Origin of the sequence: Streptococcus sp. IsoGale022, assembly GCF_031142805.1 — a bacterium.
Lineage (GTDB): Bacteria > Bacillota > Bacilli > Lactobacillales > Streptococcaceae > Streptococcus > Streptococcus sanguinis_A.
Window position 1 is genome coordinate 50413 of the sequence record NZ_JAKZJI010000017.1, and the last position, 12414, is coordinate 62826.

The following is a 12414-nucleotide window of genomic DNA, read 5'->3' on the forward strand; positions in this document are numbered from 1 at the left end:
AGGAAAACCATGAAAAAGAAATATTTCCTTGCTTCAGCTGCTGTATTAGCTCTTGGTTTCGGAACTTACGGGCTTATCCAATGGCAAGCTCAGCCCCGAACTCAGTCCAAAGATAATAAAGTAGCCTATATTTCGGATGACAAGACTGATAAAAATAAAAATTTGACATCTGACCAAATCAATGATGAGGAAGGTATTGAAGCAGAGCAAATCGTCGTGAAAATCACGGATCAGGGCTATGTCACTTCCCACGGAGACCATTATCATTACTTTGATGGAAAGGTGCCTTTTGATGCTATTATCAGCGAAGAGTTGATTATCCGAGATCCTAATTACACGCTGCAGGAAGCAGATATAGTCAATGAGGTCAAGGATGGCTATATCATCAAGCTAGATGGGAAGTATTATCTCTACCTCAAGGATGCCAAGCATACCAGTAATGTCCGCTCGGTAGATGAGATTGCACGACAGAAGAAGCTGCATAAGACCAAGGAAGAAGGCGATAGTGGCAAATCTTCCACTACAAAATCAAGCAGAACTCGCGATTTCAGTCAACCTAGCAAGTCCTTAGCTGCGGGAAAGACGACAGCAGACCTTGCAGGAATTTCCCACCAAGGGCAAGGGGGATATAAAACGGATGATGGTTATACGTTCAGTCCCTCTGACGTCATCGAGGATACTGGCGATGCTTTTATCGTGCCGCATGGCGGGCATTTTCACTATATTCCTAAGAGCGACCTGTCGCCGGCGGAATTGGCAGCAGCTCAGAGCTACTGGAATAGCAGGCAGGCCGGCGGACGAGTGAATCCCCCTAACTACGGCAGGACGATTGCTTCTTCCAATGCTTGGAATCAGAATAGTGCTGTCAATCAGGGTGGAGCCGTCTCAAATCCGTCTCCACAGCTGCCAAATCATTCAAAGATTGAGCAGCCAAGTCCTAGCTTAGCGGTTACTCAGCCGAGTCCGTCCAATCCGTCTCAACCATCTCAGCCATCATTGCCAAGTTTGCTGCAGCAACTCTATGCCCTGCCTCAATCTCAGCGCTATCATGAAGGGGACGGCGTGGTGTTTGATCCGCTGAAAATCAGCCGTCGGACAGAAAATGGAGTCGTTATTCCCCACGGAGACCATCATCATTTCATTCCTTATGACAAGCTGTCAGACTTGGAAGCTAAGATTGCCCGCTTGATTCCTATTGGTTATACTTACCAGCCTCTGGGAGATCCACTGCAAGCTTTGAAGCCTCAGCTACCGTCACAGCCTGATCACGACCATGGTTTCCATGCGGAGGCTGTCATTGGCAAGGACGACCAAGGCTACATGGTATCGCATGGAGATCATGCTCATTACTTTTACAAGAAAGACTTGACTGCTGAACAGATTCAAGCAGCGGAGCAAGTCTTGGCCAAGCAGCAACCAGTAAAACCGTCTGCAGCAGTCAATGACGCTGAACGCTATTCACGCGATGCCAGCGATGAGGAGAAGATTGCTTATATCTCCCAAACTTATGGCGTTCCCAAGGAGGCGGTTCGCATCTCAAATGGCTTCTTTGTCTTTAATAACCCTGATCAAGCCTACGATCCGACTCATATCCACCCCTATGCTGTTCGCAAGGAGCATGTTCGCATTCCTCTGGTAACGGGTAATGCAGAGCTGGACTTCATGAATGAGCTCTACACAACAGCCTTGCGCTCAGGTCTTTCGCCTTACAGTCTGCAGGTAGAAAATGGTCAATTTGTCATTCCTCATGGCGACCACAACCACTATATCAAGATCCAGTCCAAGGGCGCAGCAGCAGCCTTGAAAAATCGTCTGCCTCAGATTCAATCTAAGTATGAGCAGGGCGATTATGATGAGGCTGCTGTTTTGCAGAAAGTAGAAAGGCTAAAAGCGGACAGTCAGCGTCTTTATGCCGATGATCCTCTTATGCAGCGGCGGATTGAGCTAGCTTTGGGACAGTTTGTGGAAACTATGAAGAAGCTTCCTAGCAACTCAACAGCTGGTTATCTGAACAGTTTGGATAACTTTGATAAGCAGTTTATCCATGTGGATCAAACGGTCAAGCCAATCCAAGAGACCGAGCTGGACAAGACCTATCAAGGACTTTTGGAGAGAATGAACCGACTTGACACGGATAGCTATGGATTGAAGAAAGCTGACTTGCTGCAGCGTCTGCAAAAGGCATATGCCAGCCAGAATCAAGCTGAAATGGCAGAGCTTGGACAAGTATTATCCGCTTTAGAAGATTATCATGATCGGACAGGCGTCACAGCGGTTGATTATATTCGTTATTTCTACCAAGCTTTGGAGGATGGGCGTTTGAGCCCTGAGCTGCGAAGAAAAGCAGCTGGGCTGACCTTGACTCTCTATAAGTCTCAAGCCTTTATAGAAGCGACCAATCTCCAGCAGCTTTTCCCTGCTCTCTATCAAACTAAAAAAGAGATTGCAGCTGCCCTAGCTAGCGGTCAGCCTTCTCCATCCTCTGAAAAGACAGAGCTGGATCAGGGAGAGCCAGATCAGCCAACCTATAAGGCCATGATTTATGACTTTTTGAAAGGTATTTATGATGATTTTGGCACCTCGGATGATAGCGAGAAGAGCGCTCAAGCCCTTGTCTTCCTTGGAAAAGCGCAGGAATTGCTAGGAGAAATAAGGGACCAAAACAGTCGGGCAGACTATACAGCTAAAATCTTGGAATTAGGCAAGGAATTAAAGAGCAGTAGCTCAGATAAGCAAGCTCTGCTGGCAGCAAGTCAGAAGCTTTTGGACCAGATGAGCCGGACCATTGCTGGGCAAAAGGAAGAGCCAGCTAATACGGAAAATCAGGAAGTTTATCAACAGCTTTATAATCTGCTCATGTCTATCCATCAGTATTTGGAAAAGAATCAAGGAAGTGAGCAGCAATACCAGCAGCTGGACCAGCTTTTTGATAAGCTTGGACAGAGAGCTACAGACAAGAAAGAGCTGCTGAAGGAAATTTTGGCCTTTCAGCAGTCACTCGTCCATCCTAAGGAAACAAACGAGTCTCATTCTCAGCATAAGGAAGATGATGACTATCACTTTAATCTGCAGGATATGGTCGGAGCGGATGAGCAAGGCTATCGGGTAGCTCATCTGGATCATGAGCACTATATTTACAAGAAGGACTTGTCAGAAACTGAGCGCCAAGCAGCAGATGCCTATGCGGTACAAAAAGGGTTCCTGAAAGCACCGGCTGAACAAGCTGTTTCTGGTCAGCCAGCCAGCAGCAGTGTTCCAGAAACGGCGCAAAATGGCAATCTACCTTCCGAATCTGCCACTGGAGAAGCAGCTCAAAACCAATCTGACAAACCAGCAGAAGCTTCGACAGCTGCAAATCCAACTGGTCAATCAAGCTTAGCAGCGAGTTTTGGCATGACAGAGGAAGCATTCAACCAGAAATTGCAGGAACTTTCTCAGCTCTACGGTGTCAGCCCAGAGACTTTCAACTATAATCCAGCAACCAGAAGCGTCAGCTTTACAGGAACTGACGGACAGCTGAAAACTGTTCAGATTAACTAAGCTTACATTTTGATGCAAAACAAGAATAAAACGAATGATGAAGACCAAGCCAAGTCTAAGACCGTCATTCGTTTTTGATTTACACAAGCCTATACTTATTTGATTGATATTGTGTTAAAATAAACAGAGACTGATAGATGAAAGGATTGTCGTCATGACAGAAAAAGAACTACCCATCAAAGAATATCTTAGAGTAAAAAAAGAAGCTATTTATAGCCGCCTTATATTCTTGCTAACGGCCGTTACAGGAGCTATTCTATCCTTTATTTTGATTCATTCAGGATCTAGGAATCTAATCTTTGAAAATGTTTCAATTGGCTTAGTTGTGTTTGCAGGTGTTGTTATATCAAGGCCGTATTGGACAAAAAAGAAACAATACGAGAATCAGTATCCAGAATTGAAAGGAATGTCTACAAGAGGTACTGAAGCTTCTGGGAATTTTTGGGGAAAACATCTGATTGTATATCCAGCCATTTTTGTTTATATGGCTTGGGCCTTTTTCGCTTCTTATCATCCTGTTCAAAATCAGGAGATAATAGATGTTGATCTTCCGGCGATTAGTACAGAAACTGAGTATAGTTTGGATTTTCCAAAATCGGATAGTTCAGCGAGCACCAGCGACAGTCAAGGAGATACTCAATCTGAGGCTTCGTCGGTCGGACAAGAGGAAGAGGTCAATAAATGAATAAAAGAAAACTATTTATTTTAGTGATAGCTGTCTTACTAGTAGCTTTTGTAGCTTTGTTTATCTAAAAAAACAATTCTTTTCTTCCTCCAAGCCAAAGGAAGAGTCCAGAAAGGAAATATTAAATGATGAAATTTGGAAAATTTAAAAATTTACAGCATGTATCTACTCATTTACCACAAATAAATATTCCTCGAGCAAAAAAACTGTTGATAAATACATTTCAACAATTTCTATTAGAAAATCCTCTATTAATAGAAGAGTTAAAAGAGTACTATTTTCATGTTATAAAAATTGCAAGTCAACGATCTTATGAAGAATTACTAACCTTGTTAGCTAAGTATCTGGAACTTCCATATTTTTCTGAAATTAAGTACTCATTGACCAACTATAGATTGGTAGCCAAGGTTGAATTTGAAAATAGTATGGCAGAATCATTAAAAAATCAATTGCTATCTGACTTAATTTTATTAATTAATCTGACATTTGATTTTTCCAAAGTTGATAATAACAAAGTTTTTAGTTTTATCTCGAAAATTGACTATACTTTGTTGAGAGAGCTCCTTGATTCTACAATAGAAATTATGAACAATGCAGAAAATATAAATTATGAAAAATTAAGTAAATTATTTACAATAATTTCCCAAGATGAGAATATCTTTGAAAATCTTCAAAACTCTAAAAGTAAGAAGAAAATTTTGTTGAGTATTATCAAGTAGATTGAAAAGAAATTATTGTAGATGGGGGAGGAATATGAAGTGAAGATAGCACGCTTAACACCACATTTTTATTTTAGTGAATAAAATCATCAAAGAAAACTTAGGAAGCATTTTTTGGGTTCTGATACTAGACAAGAGGCAGCAGCTTTTTTAGTAACTTAAGTCCTTGTTCTAACTCTTCTGTCGTATCTGGTGAACAGGTGGCTACACGAAGAGCTGATTGTTCTGCTCCTCCTACCAGAAAGCGTTCTGCGCATAAAATTTCCACACCGTTTTTATTGGCCAATTCTTCAAAGTCATACCCATTTATGTGTTCAGGCAAAGGCAACCATTGAAATAAAACATAAGGATTGGCAGCAGCAGAGTTTGGAAAATACTGACGGTACAAAGCATTGCGTTCTTTAGCTAAGGCTTTTTTTCTTTCAATAACCTCATCGGCTTTACCGCTGACAATTAGCTCGCTGACGATATTAGCATCAAGCAAGGGGATATGAGTATTAAGAGTGTCAGCAGTTTTTGTAAATTGAGGCTGCAAATGGCTAGGAACAACCATATACGCCACACGCAGACCAGCAAATAAAGACTTGGACAGTCCGTGGATATAGATTGTATGCTGGGGAATGAGCTGAACAAAAGGTGGTGTGTTTTTAGCATTTATAAAAGCATAAGTATCATCTTCTATCAGCAAAAGATGATTTTTAACAATAAGCTCTGCTAACTGTCTTCGGCGCTTCAAAGACAGGCTAACAGTGGTTGGATTATTAGAAGTAGGAACCAAATAAAGGGCCTTGAGTTTCTGCTGTTTGAGTGTTTTTACTAAATCTTGAATGAGTATTCCTTCTTTATCGCTTTTTAAAGGTACCAGTTCAATCTGAAATTGATTAGCAAGAGCTATAAAATTTGTATAGGTAAAAGTGTCTACTCCAATTTTATCGCCAGCTTTAAAGAGAGTCAAAAATGCGATGACTAAAGCGTTCTGGGTGCCATCGGTCAGCAAGATATTGTTGACAGAAGTTTGGACTTGAAATTTTTGTAGCCAGTTTTGAGCAGTCAATTTTTGCTTTTGCTCCTGTTCCGTTTGACTGGCATCAAATTCAAATAATTGATCAACTGATTGGCTCTGCATCAATTTTCTAGATACATCAGATACGATATGATTCAGTTGATAATAGGAGCATAAGACACTGAGGCGGATACAAGTCTCATCCTTTTTAAAGGATGATAAAGGAAGAGGAGGCTGAGATGAGACAAAAGTCCCCTTGCCGATTACAGCATGAATGAGCCCTTTTTGCATGCAAATTTTAAATGCTCTTGTAACAGTGCTTAAATTAATATCTAAAAAATCTGCCAATTCTCGCTGCGGTGGAAGCTGAGTTCCAAAAGACAAGCGTCCTGCCCTAATGTCTTGCTCTAAGAGTTGGGCTAAATGAAAATATAGGGGCGTTTTTAGTAAATTTCTGTCAGGTTTCCAAGTCATAGGGTAATTTTCAAATGAATTAATAGACATAGGCTCTCCTTAAATTGTCTGTCATACAATCTTATCGGTCCCCGTTAAAGAGTTTTCCTTTATAATAATTGTATGGATTGTATGCTTTATTATATCATTTTTAAAGGAGTTTAAAATGACTGACCTAACAAAGGGAGGTGAATTAAAAGCGCTTTTTGTTTTTGCCCTCCCTATTTTCTTAGGAAACTTATTTGAGCAGCTTTATAATATTACAGATACTGTTATCGTTGGTAATCTTTTGGGAGCTGAAGCCCTTGCTGCTGTTGGTTCTAGTACTCAAATATTAGCGTTGACAATATCAGTATCTACAGGGATGTCTATTGGTGCAAGTGTTATTATTTCCCAACTTTATGGCGCTAAAAGAAATCAAAATATGAAAGAAGTCGTTGACACAAATATTATTTTTATTAGTCTGTTTTCTTTCTTTTTAATGGTCTTAGGTCTACTTTACTCTCCTGTTCTTTTAGAACACTTGAATGTTCCAGCCAGCCTGCTATCTGATGCAGATGCGTATTTACAAACTATTTTGTTAGACGTCATTTTCATAAAATTTTTCACTTATGGTGTTGTTGGTGCCGCTCTGGCAACCGTACTTGCACAGGTCTTTTCCTTTATAGTCTGTTTGCGCTACATGTACAGATATTATCCTAAACTGGCTCCCAATCTTCTTCATTTAAAGTGGAAAGTCAGCGTTTTAAAGACTTCTTTAGCTATCGGGCTTCCTGCTATGTTACAGCAAATTTTTATCAGTTTAGGTTTTTTGGTTATCCAATTTTTAGTCAATGGCTTTGGAGCAAATGCGATTGCTGCTTATACTGCCGCTTCCAAAGTAGATGCTTTTGCAGAAATGCCTGCTATTAATTTAGGTCAGGCTCTTATGAATTTTACCGCTCAAAATAAAGGGGCAGGTGAACAAAAACGGATAGCAAAAGGAGGCAGGAGCGCCTTAATAATAACTTTGGGGATTTCGATTGCTATTTCTGGACTTATTTACAGTTTTGCTCCTCATTTTATTGCTATTTTTAATCGTCAGAAGGCAATTGTTCAGATTGGAGAAGGCTATCTACGAATTGTATCTATTTTTTACTTTGTTTTTGGTGCTATGCAGGTGCTAAATGGTCTATTATTGGGATATGGAAAATCCTTATTGCCATTGATTGCTTCAGTCACCACCTTTTGTCTGCTGCAGGTTCCGTTAGCTGTCTGCTTATCTCATACAAAACTAGGTTTTAACGGTATCTGGCTGGCAGCCCCTTTTGGCTGGTTTGCAGGCTTTTTAATGAGACTAATTTATTTTACTAATATTTCAAAACACATTGAGAGAAAGGAGTAGAAATGAAAGCAGTTTACATTTATGAGCAGGGAGACCCTTCAGTCATCCAAATTGGTGATTTGCCTGTCCCAGAGGTGATACCTAAAACAGTTCTCATCAAAGTTTTGGCAGTCTCGGTCAATTATGTTGATACCTTTATTCGCTCGGGACTTTATCAGACTCAATTGCCTCAACCTTATATTCTCGGTCGGGGTGCTGTTGGCGAGGTGGTCAGCGTTGGTGATGACGTTAGCCAATTTGCCGCTGGTGATTTAGTCTGGACCAATAGTATGGGTTATGATAGCAGGCAGGGGGTCACTAGCGAATATGCTTTGATCCCGGCAGAAAGGCTTTTCTCAGTTCCTGAAGGAGCCGATCCAGTAAGACTAATTGGAGCTGTTCACTCTGCTGCGACTGCGGCCATCGTTTTGCAGGATATTATGCAGCTGGCAAGAGGTCAAACCTTATTAATTGAAGGGGCAGCAGGCCATGTAGGCAGCAAACTGCTTTGCCTTGCCCATGAAGCAGGTGCAAAGGTTGTTACGACCTCTAACTATCAGGATTTTTCAAAATTAGGCCAAATTGGGAGTTCTGCTTGTTTTGATTACCGTGATGATAAGCTTTTTCAAAAGCTGACGGAGCAATTTCCAGCTGGCTTTGATCATATTATTGACACTTCTGGGGAAATAGCTTTACAGACTAATATTGATTTGCTGGCTTTAAAGGGTGCCATAACCCTCATAACAACTCCTCGGGAGAGTACCTTTGATGCCCGACAATTCTATATGAACTGTCAGCAAATCAGAGGCTTTGTTATCAGCCAAGCCAACTTAAAACAATTGCAAATGGCAGGAAGACTTGTGAATAATGCCTTTAAAGAAGGCCGACTTTTAGAAGATGATACTGTTATTAAGACCTTTGATGAAGCAGCAGAGGCTCACCGATTACTGGATAATAAAAAAGAAAGGCGAAAAATTGTCTTAGTACCGTAAATAACGGAACACACCCTAAAAGATTGGGATTTAGAGATTTAGACCAAGCTTCTTGTCTGCAAGCAGCCGGCGTCACTTGCCTAAAATCCTAGTCGCTTTTTACGGGCTTTGTATCTTATATTAAGGAGGATTCTCATGAAAATTAATACACACGAACTTTGGTCAGGAGCTGATAAAAGCTCTGTCACTTATACAACCTATCTAGTGGAGGAAACGCCAGATATTAAGAATCATAATCCGCGTCCGGCTGTGATTATCTGCGGTGGGGGCGGTTTCTTTAAAGTAACAGATCGTGAAAAAGAGCCGGCAGCCCTTTATTTTCTTAATAAAGGCTTTCAAGCTATTACGCTTGATTATACAGTCGGCAAAGATAGTAGCTACCCAGCTCCCCTCTATGATTTAGCGAAAATGTTGCTGATAACAAGAGAGAAAGCGCAGCAGTGGAATATTGATCCAGATAAAATCATTTTTATTGGCTTTTCAGCAGGTGCTACCCACTGTGCCTCCCTAGCTAATCGCTGGAATGAGTCTATTTTGCAAGACTATTTTAACTATCCAAAGGAAAAAATAAGACCAACTTTAGTAGTTTTATCTTATCCCTTATTAGACTTTAACCATCAGTATGATAGTGTTGTGGCAGATCCAGATAATCAGCGGCCAACCAAGTTATCTCCCATGCCCAAACTAGACTTTCTAACTGGGGCCTTGAAAACAGTTGTGGGTAAAGAGTTAACCAGAGAAAATCTACAAGAACACAGTCCGATAGAACATATTTCTGCAGACACCGTTCCCACTTTCATTTGGGGCATGCAGAATGACGACTGCATCTATAACAATGCTCTCTTGGACTATGCTAAAAAACTAAAAGATAAGGCTGTTTTATACGAATTGCACATGTTTGCGATGGGGGAACACGGCTTATCTGTCATTAATCGAAATACACAGGCAGAATTTTCAGATTATGAAGAGTTAGCAATTTGGAAAAAATTATGCATGAACTTTATCAATCAGGTATTAGCTTTAAATTAAAGAATCAAAAAACGAGACTTTGATGTATTGTCAAAGTCTCGTTTTTAATGTCCTAAAAGAATAAAACGGATAAGCCAGAGCAGGCTGATGTGTATGGGATGAAAAGCGTAGAAGCCCCATTTAACCCAGAGTGGGGAGTAGCCGCGCCGGCCATTGTAAGCTTCCAACAGCGGAATGACCAACAGAAAGCCAAATTGGGCTAGAAAGCCGGCCCAGTTTTCAAGACTGGGATAAGACAGCAGCGCACTGTGCCATATATGAAAATGAAGGCAAGGAAGATACTGCCAACCTCGTCCTCATCATGAAAGTGAATAATCGTTAAAAAGAAAAAGCAGCCGCAAACGGGCTTCCTCAGGAATTCGCTTTGCCCTGCTTTTTTTATATTCTTATCGTTTTAAGACAGCCCCTTTAATCTCTTAATAAAGATTTTTTATTATATTTAAGTATGAATACAATGACATTTTATAAGAGATGGTTAGGTTCCTGTTGATACTGTCAATAATTATGTGTAAACACTCTAGTAGAGTTATGGAGTGTTAATCAAATAAGCTTTCAAGTGTGTCAGAACATTGGCCAAACCCTTTATGGATTCGTTGACTTTGCTTGAAATTATAATCTTCAAACAAAGTAACTAAGTAACGTTCTAGAGCCTCCTCGTTAGGAAAAAGAACCTTCTTTTTCGTTTGACGTTTGATTTCTTTGTTGAGAGACTCAATGAGGTTTGTCGAATAAATGCTGTGCCAAATCTGGTAGGGAAACTGATAAAAAGTTAAAAGATTACCCGTATTCTCCAAACTTTCCATTATTTTCCTATACTTTGGCTTCCATTCAGCGATAAAGTCCTTCAAAGCTTGTACTACCATTTCTAAATTTTCAACGCGATAAATCGTTTTAAATTGCTCCAAAATAACCGCTCTATCTGCTCGTTTCACTTTACTAGCCAGATTTCGACTAATATGAATGAAGCAACGTTGTTGTTTAGCTAATGGGTAAGCCTGACTGATCATCTGCTCAAGCCCCTTGAAGCCATCGGTCACTACAAGAGAAACCTGTTGAACCCCTTGGTTTTGAAGATTGTCTAATAGGGTGGACCAAGAAGCATTGTTTTCATTTGGGGCTAGGAAGTTAAGCAATTCTGTGGTAAACTGTGTCATAGGAATAATTCTCTTTCTAGTAATGTTTCGCAACTCTACTATAACGGATTTATTAGTTTTTGTGTTTACACAACTTATTTTACACTACCAATGATGATTAAGGAATGGCTACAAGAGTTAAATCAATTTAAACTAGGAATTAATCCTTATAAACGTCCAACTGACGAAGTTATTAAACTAACTCAAGAAGATATATCTATTTATCAAGAAAAGAATATGCTAGCTACATATACAGCTGGTTATCCTCTTGAAGATTTTAAGGAGGAATATATTAACTTTGTCAACAGTCTGCTTCCAGTTTGGCATAGCAATTCTGGCTATCTTCAAATGGTTTGGGCGCTTTCTATTGGTCTTCTGTTAGAAATTGATGAAGAGATTTTTAATCAGCTAGTAGACTTGGTTAAAAAAGATGATCCAGAGGATTATTTGATTGATTACTTGATTCAATCACGTCATCCAGATTGGAAGATTCATATAAACTATAATTTTCCAAGACCTTATGGCTTTACTCGAAAAATTATTGAAGAAGAGAATGCTGAACAGGCTCTCAAACTGCTCAAAGAATATATAATTAAGAAATGGTATCCAGGACATAGGGATACAGGTTGGTATGATTTGCATAAGCGGAATATTGATAATTATTATGGTTATTGGTCCTTTGAGTCAGGTGCCCTCTGCAAGCTCAAGGGGTTGGATTATAGGGAATTGGAAGGTGTTCAGTATTTCCTGTATGATTTGGTTGCTGAGGGTGCAGAAGTCTAAAGTCTACAAAGAGATGATTAAGTGATAGCATTAACGATTTAGAGAAGTATTGACTATCTCTATTAAAAATTACAAATGAAACTAAAAATAAGGAAGGTTTTAAGATGTCCCAAGAGAAATATTTACAGGTTAAAAAGGAGTATAGGGTTCGACTGGCTTTAGTGATTTTCCTTTTCATTTTATTTGCCATACTAGATTGTATGCTAATAATTAGTTCTTCCAGATTTATCCCATTTTTAGCAACAGCCATGGCGTCTGTCATACCTGTCAATCATTTTCTGCTTGTTCCTTTTTGGCAACAGAAAAAAGCGATGGAAGAAGAGCATCCTGAATGGAAAGATCTTAGTACAAAAGGAGTAAAAGTTCCTGCAGCAGAGGTTAGCAAAAGAACATTAGCAGGTATCGGTGCAACTTTAGCTTTGCTTCTCTCCTTTGCAATCTTCTATAGACCTGTTGAGCAACAGAAGATTAATTATAAAGAGCTAAACGATGCACTTAAGATTAATGAGGCAACATCTACCTCATCAACATCTTCTATGTCTAATTTATCAACTGCCATTGAAGAAAGTGCTCAAACGGAAAGCTCCAGTAGTGATAATAGTAACTCTCATTACCATATCCCTGGAGCTGATGATGAGACGATTAAGAAGGTGGTTGATAAATCCTTGCAAGACTTGAAACAGCAAAATTCTGAAGAACAACCTACAGAATAGA

At 39.9% G+C, this 12414-nt stretch carries 9 protein-coding genes and 1 pseudogene; 8 read left to right on the top strand and 2 right to left on the bottom strand.

Features of this window, described 5'->3' with window-relative positions:
* Positions 1-9: 9 nt before the first annotated feature.
* The 3 genes from RG608_RS09115 (at position 10) to RG608_RS09125 (ending at position 4944) form a co-directional block, all read left to right on the top strand.
* Positions 10-3540, top strand: coding sequence for a pneumococcal-type histidine triad protein (locus RG608_RS09115; protein WP_002930727.1), 3531 nt, complete (start codon positions 10-12; stop codon positions 3538-3540).
* Positions 3541-3694: 154 nt separating this feature from the next.
* Positions 3695-4225, top strand: coding sequence for a hypothetical protein (locus RG608_RS09120; RefSeq protein WP_002930726.1), 531 nt, complete (start codon positions 3695-3697; stop codon positions 4223-4225).
* Positions 4226-4350: 125 nt separating this feature from the next.
* Positions 4351-4944, top strand: coding sequence for a hypothetical protein (locus tag RG608_RS09125; protein WP_002930725.1), 594 nt, complete (start codon positions 4351-4353; stop codon positions 4942-4944).
* A 127-nt stretch (positions 4945-5071) separates the two neighbouring features.
* On the opposite strand, the gene RG608_RS09130 is transcribed toward RG608_RS09125, so the two are convergent.
* Positions 5072-6451, bottom strand: a complete 1380-nt coding sequence (locus RG608_RS09130; protein ID WP_002930724.1) for a PLP-dependent aminotransferase family protein — start codon at positions 6449-6451, stop codon at positions 5072-5074.
* An 88-nt stretch (positions 6452-6539) separates the two neighbouring features.
* Here RG608_RS09130 and RG608_RS09135 point away from each other — a divergent pair, with 88 nt between their 5' ends.
* The 3 genes from RG608_RS09135 to RG608_RS09145 all read left to right on the top strand — a co-directional run bounded on the left by RG608_RS09135 (position 6540) and on the right by RG608_RS09145 (position 9784).
* Positions 6540-7784: an MATE family efflux transporter gene (locus RG608_RS09135; protein WP_268687550.1), complete on the top strand. Its 1245-nt coding sequence runs from the start codon at positions 6540-6542 to the stop codon at positions 7782-7784.
* 2 nt (positions 7785-7786) lie between these two features.
* A complete protein-coding gene (locus RG608_RS09140; RefSeq protein WP_308946880.1) occupies positions 7787-8755 on the top strand; it encodes an alcohol dehydrogenase catalytic domain-containing protein in 969 nt (322 codons plus the stop codon).
* A 135-nt stretch (positions 8756-8890) separates the two neighbouring features.
* Complete coding sequence (locus tag RG608_RS09145; RefSeq protein ID WP_002924421.1) at positions 8891-9784, top strand: alpha/beta hydrolase; 894 nt, start codon at positions 8891-8893, stop codon at positions 9782-9784.
* A gap of 536 nt (positions 9785-10320) precedes the next feature.
* On the opposite strand, the pseudogene RG608_RS09150 reads toward RG608_RS09145, so the two are convergent.
* Positions 10321-10905: pseudogene (locus tag RG608_RS09150) on the bottom strand (transposase); the annotation flags it as partial.
* Between the two features lie 123 nt (positions 10906-11028).
* Here RG608_RS09150 and RG608_RS09155 point away from each other — a divergent pair.
* Positions 11029-11700, top strand: coding sequence for a PoNe immunity protein domain-containing protein (locus RG608_RS09155; RefSeq protein ID WP_308946881.1), 672 nt, complete (start codon positions 11029-11031; stop codon positions 11698-11700).
* A 104-nt stretch (positions 11701-11804) separates the two neighbouring features.
* Positions 11805-12413 carry a hypothetical protein gene (locus RG608_RS09160; protein WP_268687508.1) on the top strand — a complete coding sequence of 203 codons (609 nt, stop codon included), beginning with the start codon at positions 11805-11807 and terminating at the stop codon, positions 12411-12413.
* Position 12414 lies beyond the last annotated feature (1 nt).